Origin of the sequence: Photobacterium aphoticum, assembly GCF_001029435.1 — a bacterium.
Lineage (GTDB): Bacteria > Pseudomonadota > Gammaproteobacteria > Enterobacterales > Vibrionaceae > Photobacterium > Photobacterium aphoticum.
The window spans coordinates 72,009-88,826 of record NZ_LDOV01000021.1; the positions used below are offsets into that span (position 1 = coordinate 72,009).

A 16,818-nucleotide genomic window follows, 5' to 3' on the forward strand; every position below is an offset into this window, starting at 1 on the left:
ACGCTATGAAACAGAAACTCGCTCCGATCTTTCGAGCATTAGCCAAGGGTCAGCTCGGCGTCCCGCTGTTGCTGATGACGATTTTGGCCATGGTGATCCTGCCTATTCCGGCCATCGTGCTGGATATGCTGTTCACCTTCAACATCGTACTGGCCCTGCTGGTCATGCTGATCAGTGTGTACAGCCGCAAGCCGCTCGACTTCTCGGTGTTCCCGAGCATCTTGCTGGTCGCGACCTTGTTACGTCTGGCGCTGAACGTGGCCTCGACCCGTATCGTCTTGCTGGAAGGCCACCTTGGCGGGGATGCCGCCGGTAAGGTGATCCAGGCCTTCGGTGACGTGGTGATCGGCGGTAACTACGTGGTCGGTGTGGTGGTCTTCGTCATTCTGATGATCATCAACTTCGTGGTAGTGACCAAAGGGGGCGAGCGTATCTCCGAGGTGAGCGCGCGCTTTACCCTGGACGCGATGCCGGGCAAACAGATGGCCATCGATGCGGATCTGAACGCCGGCATTCTTGACCACCAAGGGGCCAAGTTGCGCCGTGAGGAAGTGGCCAAAGAAGCGGACTTCTACGGCTCGATGGACGGTGCGTCCAAGTTCGTTCGCGGTGATGCCATTGCCGGTATGCTGATCCTGTTCATCAACCTGATCGGGGGTGTCAGCATTGGTGTGTTCCAGTTTGGCCTGACCTTTGGCGATGCCTTCCAGACCTACGCCCTGCTGACCATCGGTGACGGTCTGGTGGCACAGATCCCATCCCTGTTGCTGGCGACCTCTGCCGCCATCATCGTGACCCGCGTGGCGGACAACAACAACCTGTCCGATCAAATTACCAAGCAGGTTCTGGCCTCACCAACGGCCTTGTTTGTGGTGTCCGGCATCATGCTGGTACTGGGTTTGATCCCGGGCATGCCACACATGGCCTTCTTGGGCTTCAGTGCAGTGGTCGGCTTCGCCGGCTGGCGGATGCGCGAGTTTCAGGCCGCCCCAGAAATTGACGATGCGGATCTGCAGCGCGCAGAAGAAATCGTGGAGCAAAACACTCAGCCGGAAAGCAAAGAGCTGGTCAGCAGCGACATTCCTCACATCCATGCCATGAACCTGCATGTGGGCTACCGCTTAGTCAGCCTGATTGACCGTCAGCAAGGGGCGGAGCTGCTCAACCGCTTATTGGGGATCCGCAAAACCCTGACCGAGCAACGCGGCTTTGTGATCCCGCATATTCATATCCGTGACGATCTGGCGCTCAATGCTAACCAGTACCAAATCACGGTACGCGGTGCGGTGGCCGTGAGTGCGGAAGTGGAAGTCGACAAGCTGCTGGCGATCAACCCGGGGCAAGTATACGGCAACGTGGATGGCATCCTGACCAAAGATCCGGCCTATGGCATGGAAGCGGTATGGATCAGCACCAGCGACAAAGACAAGGCCGTCAACCTCGGTTATACCGTGGTCGATCACGCCACCATCATTTCGACCCATGTCAGTAAGGTGATTAACGATCACATTGAAGACATTCTGGGACCGGTGGAAGTGAACGGCATTCTGGAACGCCTGAGTACGGTCAACAGCAAGCTGGCCGATGATCTGCAAAACAAGCTGACCCACCAGCAACTGCTGCGGGTTTTCCGCCAGCTCACCATTGATGGTGTGCCGCTGTCAGACATGGTCACCATCGCCAACTCCCTGGTGGAATCAGCCGAGCTGACCAAAGATCCCATCCTGCTGGCAGCAGATGTGCGCTGTGTACTGCGCCGTGTGATCCTGGCCAGTCTGATCGGTGCCCGTACCGACGTACCGGCCCTGACCTTGTCGAACGAGCTGGAAAACATTCTGTTGGGCGCCCTGAGTCAGGCCCAGGCCGGCGGCCATGTGCAGCTGGATGGCTTTACCCTTGAGCCAAGCGTGATTGAGAAACTGCAACGCAGCCTGCCGGAAGCATTAGACAACATGCGCCTGAACGGCCACCCGCCTATCCTGCTGGTGATGCCACAACTGCGCCCGCTATTAGCGCGCTATGCCCGCATCTGCTCTCGCGGCTTGCAGGTGTTGTCCTTTAACGAAATCCCGGATAACCGCAGTGTTTCGGTGGTGGGGCACTTGGGGTGAGCCTGCCCTAGCGCCCAAACGCTTCATGCCTGGCACCGAAAGCCTCGCCCCTCAGACACAAAAGCTCAGCCATCCCGCTGAGCTTTTTTCTTTCTGTCGTCAATTACACCGATGCCCCCAAAGAAGGCGCAGACTGGGAGGGCGCATGCTGGGTCAGCAAAGTGCGCAACTTCAGCGGTTTCACCGGTTTGCTGATAAAGGTAAAGCCATGCCCTTCAATGGTCTTGCGGGTTTCTTCCGTGCGATCAGCACTGATCACCGCACCACAGAAGGTTTTGCCTAAACGCAAACTGCATTGCTGTAACACCTGCAACCCCGTTTCCCCGTTCGCCAGATGGTAGTCACTCAACACAAAGTCCGGTTGCCAGTCATCCTGCAGTTGCTGCATGGCCGCGACCACGGTTTCTGCCAGTCGCACCTCGCAGCCCCAGCGACTGAGCAAGGTGTCCATACCACGCAAAATGTCGGGCTCGTTGTCCACACACAAGATCCGTAATCCCGATAGCGGCGTGCGGGTCTCAGCCACGGCTTTCACCACCGGCGTCACTACCACCCCGCGTCGCACACTCAGTGCAAACACCGTGCCTTGCCCCGGCCAGGAGCGCAGCGATAACGGATGATCCAGCACCCGGCTGATCCCCCGCGCAATCGCCAGCCCCAGCCCGAGGCCATGTTCGCTGCCGCTGTGTTCAATCCGGGTGAACTCATCAAAAATATGGGCCTGCTTGGAGGCGGGGATCCCCGGTCCGTTATCCCACACTTCCACCTGTAACTGCGTCCCTTTACGCCGCACGCCCAGCACTACCTTGCCGTTGGGGTTATAGCGAAACGCGTTAGTCAGAAAGTTCTGCAATGCGCGGCGCAGCAGTTTGGGATCAGAGTGGATCACCGCCTCACTGTGCACCACATCAAAGGTGATCCCCTGCTGGCGGGCAATGGCCCCGAATTCCGCGCTTAAGGTTTCCAGTACCTCGCGAATAGGAAAGGCATGCACATTGACCTGCAATTTCCCCGCTTCTAAGCGGGACACATCCAACAAGTCGCCAATCAAATCTTCCGCCGCCCCGAGCGCACTTTCTATATGCCGGGCCAATTGCGCGCTTTCCTTATCACTCGCCACTTCCGATAAGGTGGAAGAAAACAACCGTGCGGCATTGAGCGGCTGCATCAGATCGTGACTGACCGCCGCCAGAAAACGGCTTTTGGAATGGGCCTGCTGCTCGGCCTGCTGAGTGGCAACCACCAGTTTGCGGTTCAAGGCTTCCAACTCACTGGTACGGCGGCGCACCCGATCTTCCAAGGTTTCATTGGCTTCTTTCAGCGCCTGCTCGGCATGACGGAATTGGGTGATGTCGGTAAAGCTCATTACAAACCCGCCGCCGGGCATCGGGTTGCCCTGCACTTCAATCACCTGCCCGTCCTGACGAATACGCGATGAAGTATGGGCGGTGCCCATCTTCAGGTGTTCAACCCGCTTGGCCACATGTAACTCCGGATCGCCCGGGCCACATAAGCCCAGTTCGGCATTGTGGCGGATCACTTCGGCAATCGGTCGCCCGACCTGGATCAGCCCCGGCGGGAAGGTAAACAATTCCAGATAACGCTGGTTCCACGCCACCAGCCGCAGTTGTTTATCCACCACCGCGATGCCCTGGCTGATGTGCTCAATCGCCCCCTGCAACAAGCCCCGGCTGAAATCAAACAGCTCAGAGGCTTCATCCACAATGGTCGCCACTTCTTCCAGTTGCATCTTGCGCCCCTGTAAAGCAGAGGTCAGCACCAAACGGGCGGAGGACGCGCCAAATACGCCCGCCAGTACCCGCTCGGTATGGCGGATCAAGGTGGACGGCGCCTGCTGATCCGGCGACAACCCGTGGCTCTCCTCCTCATTCCCGCCATCCGATGTGCCCATGGCAACGTGACCATCCCGCTTATATGGCTCCGGCTCATATTGCTCCCGATATAGCCGGAAAGCCTGACGCACCCGCTGACGCCCGACAAAACGGGCCGCCAACATTTCCAACTCGCCCACCGTCACCCGGGTCTGGTACAAGCTGGTGTCCTCATCCCCGCTTTCCGGTAATGGCGCGCCCACAAACGCCGCCGCCTGTAATCGCTCGGTCAGTGACGAGCGGGTCAGCAGCGAGATCCCCACATACAAGCCGGTATTGACCAGCAGGCTCAGCAGCATGCCCCAGTCCACGGCAGATAACTCCGCCAACAACGGCCATGCCGGCGGCGTCAGCATCCACAACAGCACATTGGTCTCACTGGTGCCCGCCAGCATCTGGGTTTGTCCCATCATGGTAATGGCCCAGATGGAAATCCCGCCCGCCAGTCCCGCATACACCCCTTTGCGGTTCCCCTCTCGCCAGTAGATGCCGCCCAGCAACGCCGGCGCAAATTGGGCAATGGCCGCAAACGACAACAACCCGATCGCCGATAACGACGGGATCTCCCCCAAGACCTGATAAAAACCCCACGCCGCCAGCAGCAATAAAGCGATCAACACGCGACGTACCGTCAGCAGCAACCCGGAAAACGCACTGAACTGACGGCCTGACATGCGCATTCGTCGCAGTAACAGCGGCAGCACCAAGTCATTGGACACCATGATCGCCAGCGCAATGGTCGAGACAATCACCATGCCGCTGGCGGCCGACGTGCCGCCCAAATACGCCAACAGCGCAATGCCTTCCGCCCCCTGCTGGAGCGGCAGGTTGATGACATAGGTATCGGCCGGCACCTGCGGCAGCAAGAACTGCCCCGCCAGGGCCAGTGGCACCACGAAGATCCCCATCAGCAATAAATAACCGGGGAAGACCCAACGGGCACGATGCAGATCTTGGGCCTGCTCGTTTTCAACAATGGTGGTATGGAACTGACGCGGCAGACAGATGATCGCGGCCATGGTGAATAAGGTATGGATCAGCAAACTGCCGATCTGCGGCGGTGCCGGTTGCCATTGGCTCAGCGGCATCACCGGCGTGCCGGCATGTGACCACAGCAGATACAGGGCAAAAAAACCGACCAGCATAAAAGCAGCCAGTTTGACCAACGATTCAAACGCCACCGCCATCATCATGCCGCGATGGTGCTCGGTGGTATCAATATGGCGTGTGCCAAACAGCACGGTAAATATTGCCAGCCCCAATGTCACCAACCAGGCAATGTCGGCCTGTCCGCTGCCCATGCTGGCCTCACCCATCGGTGTGGCCAGCACACTCGTGCCTATCGATGGCGCGACTTGTGACAACCCCATGGTGATCCCCCGCAATTGCAGGGCGATATAAGGCAGAATACCGATCACGGCGATCACCGTGACAGTCACCGCTAAGCCTTGGGATTTGCCATAACGGGCCGCGATGAAATCAGCAATCGAGGTGATGTGCTCGCGCTTGGCAATCAGAATGAGCCGGGCAAGAATGCGCCAGCCGAGGGTGAAGACGAGAATGGGCGCCACATAGATGGGCAGAAACGACCAGAGATCCCGGCTGGCCTGACCGACCGTGCCGTAAAAGGTCCATGAGGTGCAGTACACCGCAATGGATAAACTGTAAATCCACGGCCGCCAGCGGGCCATCCATTGCGCTTTACGATCGCCATACCACGCGATCCAGAACAGTAGCCCGAGGTAGGCCAATGTCACCAGCACGACCATCCATCCCTGTGCCATGCATCATCCTTGAAAATTGTTAACAGATTGTGTTCACCAGTGTAACCAAAGCGCCCTCACACACCAATCTGAGGGATCACAGATTTAAGGCGAAGACACCGATATGAAAACTGGACACATAAAAAAACGGGCACCTGAGGTGCCCGTTAAAAGAAATGCGCGTGAAGCGTTAGCGTCAATTACTGTGCTGGCTCTTGCACGCTGTCTGATACAGGGGGTTGAGACGCTGCAGTTGCACGTCCAGCCGGTTCAATTTTCATGAACAGTGCCGGCAGACCCATCAGCGCCATCACCCAGAACACATTACCGCCCCATGCACCGTACAACCAACCACTCACCGCCGTCATCAGGGCCATGAATGCGCCCATTGGCAGCGCGTTATACAACGCCTGCAAGGCCACCATCTGGTTGCTTTGTGCCTGCTGGATATAACGGATTGTCGCCAGGTGCGCCGCCGCAAAGGTCACCCCGTGCAACGCCTGCGCGGCAAACAATACCGGCAGCTCCATGATGCTGGCGGTGATCCCCCAGCGGATCATCACCCCCACCGCCGCCAGACGGAACATCGCCATCACACTCCAGCCGGCAAACAGGCGCTGACTCAGGGCAAACACGGCCACTTCCGCCACCACACTGAAGCTCCACAGGTAACCAATCACATCTTCGCTGTAACCGGCACCTTTCCAGTAAATGGCACTGAAACTGTAATACGCCGCATGGCTCCCTTGCAGCAAGGCAATGATACCCAGAAAACGCAGTACCGCCGGGGTGCGCAGCATCTGCAACAACGCCGGGCGGCCTTGGGTCTGGCTTTCAGGCTCTGACACCGGCACGATGGTCGGTGCACGCAGGGTAAACAGCAACATCGCCACCAAGCCCACCACCGCGACCCACGGGATCACGTTCGGATCATATTTCGCCGCCAGCAGGCCCACCACGGTCGAGCCGGCAATAAACGCCACCGATCCCCACAGACGGGTACGACCATAGTCGAGGTGCCCTTCTTTGGCGTAGTAGTTGGTCAGTGAATCTGACAGCGGCACAATCGGCCCCATCATCATGTTGTACAAGACGGTGATGATCGCCAGCACCCACACATTACTGCCGCAATAGATGTAAGCGATACAGCTGATCAACGCCGCCACCCCAAAGACCCGCAGGGCCGGGATAAGGTGCTCGACTTTATGGATACGCGGTGTGATCAAGAGGTTGGCTAAACAGCGCACACCAAAACCCAATCCCAACAACAAACCGATGTGTGAGGCGCTAACGCCTAAATGCGCGAGCCATAAGGCCCAAAAAGGAAGATACACACCGTAATTAAAGAAGAACCCGAGCAGGTACTGCGAGGTCCATCCATAGGGGCTACTTCTAAACATGCCATGTCCTATTCAGCGGAAAAGAGAGTCGGAAAGCGCCTATTATGCCTGTAAGCATGAAGCGTCCCAATGAAATAATCGTTTGCGTTTTTTTCCTCTTTTTTGTCGCCCTCGCCCCATTTTTCACTGCCTGTCGCCCTCTTTTCGCCCTCTAACCCGTACGCTGCGCACCGCAACGTAGACTAAAGTCGTCTGGTATAACCCCCTCAATCCGCTGACACTGCATACAGGCCAATGTTATGGATGCCCTGCCTGCGGAGACCACGCCATGTCCGATGCTTTTGATACCTCCCTGCCCCCGTTTGACTGCCTAACGGCGATCCAACAACAGCAACTGCGTGAGGCGCTGGATGTAGCCTATTATCGCCACGGGGAAACCTTGATTGAGGCCGGCCATGACAGTGAATCGCTCCTGATCATTATAAAAGGCAGCGTGGAAGAGCGCGCGGAGGACGGACAGGAAGTGTTTGCCCATTACACCGCCGATGACTTGTTGGATGTGCGCGCCCTGCTGGAGCCGCCTTGTCGCCACCGCTATACCGCCTTAGAAGACACCTTGTGCTACCTGCTGCCCAGGCCACTCTTTCTGCGCTTCTATCAGGCCAACCGCCAGTTCGCCGCGTACTTTGACAGTGATTTGGCCCGCCGCCAGCAATGGCTGGACAATGCGCAGCAACAACAGAACCTGGCCGAGTTTATCCTCACCAAAATTGATCACAGCAATATTCAGCCCTGCCTGCTGCTGCCACGCGACTGCAGCCTGAAACACGCCACCGAACAATTGCAGCACCAGCGGTTGGATGCCGCACTGGTAGAAGCGGGCAACGGCCAACCTTATGGCATCATCACCCGGACCAACCTGCTGCACGCCGTGATGCTGGAGCAGCGCACACCCGACAGCCCGATTGGTGCGGTGGCGACGGCGCCGGTGATCAGTGTCCGCGAAGGGGATTACCTGTTTAACGCCATGCTGGCGATGACCCGCCACAAGGTGAAACGGGTCTCGGTGCTGGCCGCCCACGACGAGACCCTGGTCGGCATGCTCAACCTCACTCAGGTGCTGAGCCTGTTCTCCACCCACTCCCATGTACTGACCCTGCAAATCGCCCGCGCCAACACGGTGGACGAGCTGGCCTTTGCTGCCCACAGCCAGCACAAGTTAGTCGAAACCCTGTTTAACAACGGTATTCACACCCGCTTTGTGATGGAGCTGATCGCCACCGTCAATGAGCAAATTATCGAGAAAGCCTTTCGCTTGGTGGTGCCCGAGGCCTACCAGTCAGCCTGTTGTTTGTTGGTGATGGGATCGGAAGGACGGGGGGAGCAAATACTGAAAACCGATCAGGATAACGCCCTGATCGTCGCCGACGACACCGACTGGCCAGCGCGAGACACGGTGCTGGCAACCCTGACCGACACCCTGCACCAACTCGGCTACCCGCTGTGCCCGGGCAAGGTTATGGTCAACAACCCTGACTGGGTGAAAACACAAAGTGAGTGGTTACACACATTATCCCGTTGGGCCGACAGCGGCAGCGCACAATGGCTGATGCAACTGGCGATTTTTGCTGACAGCCATGCAGTGGCCGGCGATGTCAGCCTGCTCGCCCCGTTGAAACGCCAGCTGCAGCAACACATGGCCAATCACACCCAACGACTCAGTGCCTTCACCCGACCGGCACTGCAATTTACCGTGCCGCTGACCTTGTTTGGTCACCTGAAGGCGGATAAAGCCGGACTGGATATCAAACAAGGAGGGATTTTCCCGATTGTGCACGGCTGTCGAGCCTTGGCGCTGGAACAGGGCATTGATGACAACAACACCTTTACCCGCATCGAGCAACTCGCCGAGCGCAACGTGCTGGAAGCCAGTACTGCGTCCAACCTCAGTGAAGCCTTAAAACTGTTTATTAAACTGCGGCTGCGCCAGCAACTGGCCCATGACGGGGATGGCCTGCAACACCATTTGGATCTCCGTCGGCTGAGTCGGGCGGAGCGGGATCTGCTGCGCCACAGCCTGCATGTGGTGAAAAAATTTAAAGCCTGGCTCGCGTATCACTATCAGATCCGAGACTAAAGAAAGTCAGAAATAAGAGAGTAAAGAGGCTAAAGAGGAGGAAGCGCCATGAATACTTTGCAACGCTGGTGGTACCAACACCGTTACCGTGGCACCGACTACGCCCCGCTCTTTGCCCGCTATCAAGGGGATGAATTGGTCTCGCTCGATTGTGAAACCACCAGCCTGGATCCGCAACGGGCTGAATTGGTGACCATTGCCGCCACCCGCATTCGCGCCAACCGTATTCTCACCAGCCAGTCACTCCACCTGACCTTGCGGGCACCGACCAGCCTGACAGGGGAGTCTGTGGCCGTGCATGGCATTCGCCACCAAGATTGCCAACAGGGGCTCGACACCCAACAGGCACTCGCCACCTTGCTGGCATTTATCGGTAATCGGCCCTTGGTGGGCTACCACATTCGCTATGATAAGACGATTCTTGACCGTTATTTTCGCCAGCACTTCGACTTTCCGCTACCCAACAAACTGGTGGAGATCAGCCACCTCTATCATGAACAACTGGAGCGCCAGTTACCCAACGCCTATTTCGACCTCAGTTTAGAGGCCATCAGCCGCCATCTGGATCTCCCCGTGCGCCCGCGCCACGACGCGCTGCAGGACACCATCACTGCTGCCATGATCTATGTCCGGCTCACGCACGGTGATCGCCCGGCCCTCTCGCTCCTGCGTAGTTAGTGGATGCTCACATCATTCTTCACACGCCGTTCAACCGCCTCACAAACCGGCCAAAACCGCGCAATATCAGCACGATAGAGCGCAAGTTTTTGGCTGCAACCGCGTTGCAATGGCGAAAAATCCCCGTCGTCGGTCCGTCTCTCATCCTAAAGTCTAATTGAGTCACCCGCCGATCTAGCGGAAGTTAGTCAGACACAACAACCGCTTCCGGCCTACGAGACGAGACATTCCGGTCCACACGGACAATGACGGAACACAAGGAGAATTAAAATGAGTGACGTTCATCTGTACCCAGTCAATCAGGACATTGCAGCCAGCGCCCACGTGACCGACGAGCAGTACCGTGAAATGTATCAGCAATCGGTGATCAATCCTGAAGGCTTCTGGCGTGAACACGGCCAAATCGTGGATTGGATCAAGCCATTTAGTCAGGTCAAACACACCTCATTCGATACTGGCCACGTCAACATTGCCTGGTTTGCCGACGGCACCCTGAACGTCTCGGCCAACTGTATTGACCGCCACCTTGCCACCCGAGGCGATCAGCCGGCCATCATCTGGGAAGGGGACGATCCGAACGACGATGCCACCCTCACCTACAACGAACTGCACGAGCAAGTGTGTCAGTTTGCCAATGCCCTAAAGAGCCAAGGCGTGCGCAAAGGCGATGTGGTGTGCCTGTACATGCCGATGGTTGCCGAAGCGGCTGTCGCCATGCTGGCCTGTACCCGTATTGGTGCCGTCCACACCATCGTGTTTGGCGGTTTTTCACCGGAAGCCTTAGCCGGCCGTATTGTCGATTCCAATGCCAAAGTCGTGGTCACTGCCGATGAAGGCGTGCGCGGCGGCCGTGCCGTACCACTGAAAAAGAATGTGGATGATGCACTGGCTAACCCGGACGTCACCAGCGTAGAGAAAGTGCTGGTCTTCAAACGCACCGGTGGCAACGTCGAATGGCACAGTGAACGCGATGTCTGGTGGCACGATGCCACCGCTGTTGCCTCTTCTCATTGTGAGCCAGAAGCAATGAACGCTGAAGATCCGCTGTTTATCCTCTATACCTCCGGCTCCACCGGCAAACCGAAAGGCGTATTGCACACCACCGGCGGCTATCTGGTCTACGCCACCATGACCTTCAAATACGTGTTTGATTATCAGGAAGGCGAAGTGTACTGGTGTACGGCCGATGTGGGTTGGATCACCGGCCACAGCTACTTGGTTTACGGCCCGCTGGCTAACGGTGCCACCACCCTACTGTTTGAAGGGGTGCCAAACTACCCAAGCACCAGCCGCATGAGCGAAGTGGTCGACAAGCATCAGGTCAATATCCTGTACACCGCGCCAACGGCGATCCGCGCCCTGATGGCCAAAGGCGACGAAGCCGTCGCGGGCACAAAACGCACCTCACTGCGCGTGATGGGCTCGGTGGGTGAGCCGATCAACCCCGAAGCGTGGGAATGGTACCACCGCACCATCGGTGACAGTCGCTGTCCGATTGTCGATACCTGGTGGCAGACGGAAACCGGCGGGATCCTCATTACCCCACTGCCAGGGGCAACTGTACTGAAACCGGGCTCGGCAACCCGTCCTTTCTTTGGTGTACAACCGGCGCTGGTCGATAACATGGGCAACATTCTCGACGGCGCCACCGAAGGTAACCTGGTGATGATTGACTCCTGGCCGGGGCAGATGCGTACGCTGTGGGGCGATCACGAGCGCTTTGAACAGACCTACTTCTCGACCTTCCAGGGCATGTACTTTACCGGTGACGGCGCCCGTCGTGATGAAGACGGCTATTACTGGATCACCGGCCGCGTGGATGACGTACTGAACATTTCCGGTCACCGTATGGGGACCGCAGAGATTGAATCGGCGCTGGTGGCATTTGATAAAATTGCCGAAGCCGCGATTGTCGGTGTGCCGCACGACATCAAAGGGCAGGCGATTTATGCCTACATCACCCTGAACGACGGCGAAATCCCGAGTGCCGAGCTGCATAAAGAGGTAAAAGACTGGGTACGTAAGGAAATTGGCCCGATTGCCACGCCGGACTTCCTGCACTGGACCGATGCCCTGCCGAAGACCCGCTCCGGTAAAATCATGCGCCGAATCCTGCGTAAGATCGCTACCGGCGATACCGCCACCTTGGGCGATACGTCCACACTGGCCGATCCAAGCGTGGTCGACAAGCTCATCGCAGAGAAGCAAAAAGTGTTATAACTGCCTCGATTTCCCACTTTCTTGTAATCATCTGTCTGACAAAAGCCGCCTACGGGCGGCTTTTTTGATCGTCCGCTCAAACTGATTGAATCATCCCGCCAAGGGATTGTCTCAAACAGTAAGCTCACGCATAGTGGGCGATTCATCCCCTTTTCTGTCGATGTGGTTCATGTCACACGAAGTGACCCAGCGTACACGTGTTCAGATTAAAATGCGGTGATTAGACCAGTATTTTGCTGCGATTTGCGCTGAATTCTCTATAATTGCACTTCAAGCATGTTTTGGCAGATAAAAACGGAACACAGGGAAGCAACTTTGCAGCTTTCTGCACGTTGTTAAAGTAAAACCTCTAAATCGAGTGATATAACGTCAAGATGTCGACCGTTCAACGAATTTTATTGATCAATGGCCCGAACCTAAACTTATTAGGTTTACGTGAGCCAGGACATTATGGTCAGCAGTCGCTAGACCAAATCGTGACGCATTTAACTGCCAAAGCAACCGAATTAGGCGTGACGTTAGATCACATTCAATCCAATGCGGAACATGTGCTGATCGATGCCATTCACAACGCCTACGGCAACGTGGATTTTATCATCATCAATCCAGCCGCCTTTACCCACACCAGTGTCGCGATCCGCGATGCCCTGCTGGGGGTAAATATCCCGTTTATTGAAGTGCACCTGTCCAACGTCCATGCCCGCGAGCCCTTCCGCCACCATTCTTACCTGTCCGATAAAGCGGTCGGGGTAATTTGTGGTCTGGGTGCCGATGGTTATGAATTCGCCCTGCAAGCAGCCGTGAAACGCCTGCACGCAGACGCCAACTGAACATATAAGAGAAAAGTAAATGGATATTCGTAAAATCAAAAAACTGATTGAGCTAGTAGAAGAGTCTGGTATTGCTGAGCTGGAAATTTCAGAAGGTGAAGAATCTGTACGCATCAGCCGTGCAATCACCCCTGTAACAACACAAGTTGTAACGGCAGCTCCGGCGCCAGTTGCAGCCCCTGTTGCCGCAGCACCAGCACCAACCGCTGCGCCAGAAGCGCCTGCGGCACCTGCACAACCTGCGGGTCACCAAGTACTGTCACCAATGGTGGGCAGCTTCTACCGTGCACCAAGTCCAGATGCGAAACCATTTGTTGAAATCGGCCAATCGGTAAACGCTGGCGATACCCTATGTATCGTTGAAGCGATGAAGATGATGAACCAAATCGAAGCGGATAAATCCGGTACGGTTGTTGCTATCCTTGCAGAAGACGGCGATGCCGTTGAATTCGACCAGCCGCTAGTCATCATCGAATAACCAGGACGCGTTATGTTAGATAAAATTGTCATTGCTAACCGAGGCGAGATTGCACTGCGCATTTTGCGTGCCTGCAAAGAGCTCGGTATCAAGACGGTCGCCGTGCACTCCACTGCCGATCGCGATTTGAAACACGTGCTGTTGGCGGATGAGTCTATCTGTATCGGCCCGGCAAAAAGCACCGAGAGCTACCTGAACATTCCTCGCATCATCAGTGCAGCAGAAATCACCGGCGCCGTGGCTATCCACCCGGGTTACGGTTTCTTGTCTGAAAACGCCGATTTTGCTGAGCAAGTTGAGCGCAGCGGCTTCATCTTTGTCGGCCCGAAAGCGGAAACTATCCGTATCATGGGTGACAAAGTGGCGGCAATCACTGCAATGAAAAAAGCCGGCGTACCGTGTGTACCAGGCTCTGACGGCCCGCTTGACGATGACGAAGTGAAGAACAAAGCCTTTGCTAAGCGCATTGGCTATCCTGTGATCATCAAGGCCTCAGGTGGCGGCGGTGGTCGTGGTATGCGTGTGGTACGCAGCGAAGCGGATCTGATCGAAGCGATCGCAATGACCCGCGCCGAAGCCAAAGCGGCCTTCAACAATGACATGGTGTACATGGAGAAATTCCTAGAAAACCCACGTCACATCGAAGTGCAGGTACTGGCAGACGGTCAGGGCGGCGCGATTCACTTAGGTGAGCGTGACTGTTCGATGCAGCGTCGTCACCAGAAAGTGGTGGAAGAAGCACCGGCACCGGGTATCACGGAAGAAATGCGTAAGTACATCGGTGAACGTTGTACCCGTGCGTGTATCGAAATCGGCTACCGTGGTGCGGGTACGTTTGAATTCCTGTACGAAAACGGTGAGTTCTACTTCATTGAAATGAACACCCGTATTCAGGTTGAACACCCAGTGACAGAAATGGTGACCGGTGTGGATCTGATCAAAGAGCAGCTTCGTATTGCAGCGGGTCAGCCACTATCGTTCACACAAGATGACATCAAGATCAAAGGCCACGCGGTCGAGTGCCGTATTAACGCCGAAGATCCTGAGCGTTTCTTGCCATGTCCGGGCAAAATCACCCGTTTCCACCCACCAGGTGGCATGGGCGTACGTTGGGAATCGCACATCTATGCGGGCTACACCGTACCGCCTCACTACGATTCCATGATCGGCAAACTGATCACGTTCGGTGAAAACCGTGACGTGGCGATTGCCCGTATGAAGAACGCGTTGAGCGAGATGATCATTGACGGCATCAAGACTAACGTTCCGCTTCAGCAAGAAATCATGAAAGATGAGAACTTCCAGCACGGTGGGGCAAACATCCACTATCTGGAGAAGAAACTCGGTATCCACTAAGGATCATCCGTTTTGTAAAAGGCTGCTTCGGCAGCCTTTTTTATTATCCTCTCTGTCAATATACCCCTTCACCTAGCACTCCCTCCTATCTTTTGCCACAATAGCCGCCCTTAATTTGTGTGAAGATTGAGCAAATCCCTCACGGTATATCCCTCATCACCGTGAACATTCGCTCATCCAATGGAAGCAACGCCATGAAAACGCTATCTGCGCGCTATCAACAGGCGCATAAAGAAGCCAAATGGGCCATCGGCTTAGCCTTGGCCTATTTTGTCTGGTGGTTCATTTCGGCTTATGCCTTTGCACCGTCAGGGACTGAAGACACACTGCCGACACTCTACGGCGGCTTTCCGCTGTGGTTTTTGCTCGCCTGTATCGTCGGCCCCATTCTGTTTACGGTACTGTGTGGCCTGATGGTGAAATACCTCTATCAGGACATGTCGCTAGAGATCGAACCGGAGTCCACCGATGAATAGCCAACTCCTTATTCCCCTTGTCCTTTATTTAGTGGCTGTTTTTGCGGTAGCGCTGTATGCCAACCGTAAGCGTGACACCGGTAATGGCTTCCTGACCGAGTACCTGGTCGGCAACCGCAGCATGGGTGGCTTTGTGCTGGCCATGACACTGGCGTCAACCTACGCCAGCGCCAGTTCCTTCATTGGTGGCCCGGGTGCCGCCTACAAAATGGGACTGGGCTGGGTACTGCTGGCCATGATCCAGCTGCCTGCTGCGTGGCTGACGCTGGGGGTACTGGGCAAGAAGTTTGCCATTGAAGCCCGCCGCCATAATGCCCTGACCCTCAATGACATCCTGTATGCCCGTTATAAAAACCGGGGCGTGGTGATCTTCGCCTCGCTGGCCTTATTGCTGGCCTTCTTCGGTACCATGGTGGTGCAGTTTGTCGGCGGGGCACGTCTGCTGCAAACCGTCACGGGTCTCTCTTACCAGCACGGCCTGATGCTGTTTGCGGTCACGGTGGGTCTGTACACGACTATCGGGGGGTTCCGTGCCGTCGTGATGACCGATACCGTACAGGGGATCATGATGATCATCGGTACGATCGCCCTGTTGGTAGGGATTGTCCACGCCGGCGGCAGCGTCGGGGAAATGATCCATACCCTGCATGATATCGACCCGGCACTGATCTCCCCGTATGGGCCCGATCAATTCCTCAGCCAGCCGTTTATGCTCAGCTTCTGGGTACTGGTCTGTTTTGGGGTGATTGGTTTGCCGCACGCCGCCGTGCGCTGTATGTCGTACAAGTCGAGCGGCTCCTTGCATAAAGGCATGGTGATCAGCACCGCGATGGTCGCCCTGCTGATGCTGGGCATGCACCTGGCGGGCGCATTAGGCCGCGCGTTGGTGCCGGACATTGCCAGCCCGGATCAAATCATGCCGACCCTGATGATGACGGTTCTGCCGCCTGTGGTTGCGGGTGTCTTCCTGGCCGGTCCGATGGCGGCAATCATGTCGACCATTGACTCGCAGCTGATCCAGGCCTCTGCAACGCTGCTCAAAGACTTGTACCTGAACTACATCAACCCGCAAGCCCTGACCGCACCGGATGCTGAAAAACGCCTGCCGAAACTGTCACTATGGGTGACCGGGATTTTCTCGCTGTTGGTGTTCATTGCTGCCACCAATCCGCCGGATATGATCATCTGGCTGAACCTGCTGGCGTTTGGCGGCATGCAGGCGGTGTTCCTGTGGCCATTGGTACTGGGGCTGTACTGGAAACGCGCCTCCGCCACCGGCGCCTTTGCCTCGATGATCTGTGGCTTGGTGTGTTACATCGGCCTGTCGGTTATCAAGCCGGATATGGGCGGCATTCATGCCATTATCCCGACCCTGCTGGTCGGCCTGATCGCCTTTGTCGTTGGCAGCTTAGTCAAACCGGTGCCAATCCAGACACCGCAACAAGCGTAAATCTTCGCTTCCCCCTTCAGATAGCACCTTCCGGTGCTATCTTTTTTTATACTGCCTAAATTTCATGCTAGACTCCGCATCCTTGAA

11 protein-coding genes are annotated in these 16,818 nt (G+C 56.3%); 9 read left to right on the forward strand and 2 right to left on the reverse strand.

The features are described 5' to 3' along the window. Nucleotides 1-5 precede the first annotated feature (5 nt). The gene (gene flhA / locus ABT58_RS11755) at nt 6-2,111 is read left to right on the forward strand and encodes a flagellar biosynthesis protein FlhA (RefSeq protein ID WP_047874597.1); all 2,106 of its coding nucleotides are present in this window, start codon (nt 6-8) and stop codon (nt 2,109-2,111) included. A gap of 103 nt (nt 2,112-2,214) precedes the next feature. On the opposite strand, the gene ABT58_RS11760 is transcribed toward flhA, so the two are convergent. Together ABT58_RS11760 and ABT58_RS11765 are read right to left on the reverse strand one after the other, a co-directional pair. Next, the gene (locus ABT58_RS11760; RefSeq protein WP_047874598.1) at nt 2,215-5,787 is read right to left on the reverse strand and encodes a PAS domain-containing hybrid sensor histidine kinase/response regulator; all 3,573 of its coding nucleotides are present in this window, start codon (nt 5,785-5,787) and stop codon (nt 2,215-2,217) included. 179 nt (nt 5,788-5,966) lie between these two features. Then, entirely contained in the window at nt 5,967-7,166 is a 1,200-nt protein-coding gene (locus ABT58_RS11765; protein WP_047874599.1) for a 3-phenylpropionate MFS transporter, read from the reverse strand. Nucleotides 7,167-7,434: 268 nt separating this feature from the next. Here ABT58_RS11765 and ABT58_RS11770 point away from each other — a divergent pair, with 268 nt between their 5' ends. From ABT58_RS11770 to panF, 8 genes are all read left to right on the forward strand, one after another. Further along, a complete protein-coding gene (locus ABT58_RS11770; RefSeq protein ID WP_047874600.1) occupies nt 7,435-9,243 on the forward strand; it encodes a DUF294 nucleotidyltransferase-like domain-containing protein in 1,809 nt (602 codons plus the stop codon). A gap of 48 nt (nt 9,244-9,291) precedes the next feature. Next, nucleotides 9,292-9,921, forward strand: a complete 630-nt coding sequence (locus ABT58_RS11775) for a 3'-5' exonuclease (protein ID WP_047874601.1) — start codon at nt 9,292-9,294, stop codon at nt 9,919-9,921. Between the two features lie 270 nt (nt 9,922-10,191). Beyond that, nucleotides 10,192-12,141, forward strand: a complete 1,950-nt coding sequence (gene acs / locus ABT58_RS11780; RefSeq protein ID WP_047874602.1) for an acetate--CoA ligase — start codon at nt 10,192-10,194, stop codon at nt 12,139-12,141. Nucleotides 12,142-12,515: 374 nt separating this feature from the next. Then, nucleotides 12,516-12,971 (forward strand): type II 3-dehydroquinate dehydratase, encoded by a 456-nt coding sequence (aroQ, locus tag ABT58_RS11785; RefSeq protein ID WP_047874603.1) that lies wholly within the window; start codon nt 12,516-12,518, stop codon nt 12,969-12,971. Between the two features lie 19 nt (nt 12,972-12,990). Next, a complete protein-coding gene (accB, locus tag ABT58_RS11790; RefSeq protein WP_047874604.1) occupies nt 12,991-13,449 on the forward strand; it encodes an acetyl-CoA carboxylase biotin carboxyl carrier protein in 459 nt (152 codons plus the stop codon). A gap of 12 nt (nt 13,450-13,461) precedes the next feature. Continuing rightward, on the forward strand, nt 13,462-14,805 hold the full coding sequence (accC, locus tag ABT58_RS11795) for an acetyl-CoA carboxylase biotin carboxylase subunit (protein WP_047874605.1): 1,344 nt from the start codon (nt 13,462-13,464) through the stop codon (nt 14,803-14,805). Nucleotides 14,806-14,999: 194 nt separating this feature from the next. Next, on the forward strand, nt 15,000-15,281 hold the full coding sequence (locus ABT58_RS11800) for a YhdT family protein (RefSeq protein ID WP_047874606.1): 282 nt from the start codon (nt 15,000-15,002) through the stop codon (nt 15,279-15,281). After that, on the forward strand, nt 15,274-16,731 hold the full coding sequence (panF, locus tag ABT58_RS11805; RefSeq protein WP_047874607.1) for a sodium/pantothenate symporter: 1,458 nt from the start codon (nt 15,274-15,276) through the stop codon (nt 16,729-16,731). The genes ABT58_RS11800 and panF overlap by 8 nt, the downstream gene beginning before the upstream one ends. The last annotated feature ends 87 nt before the right edge of the window (nt 16,732-16,818 follow it).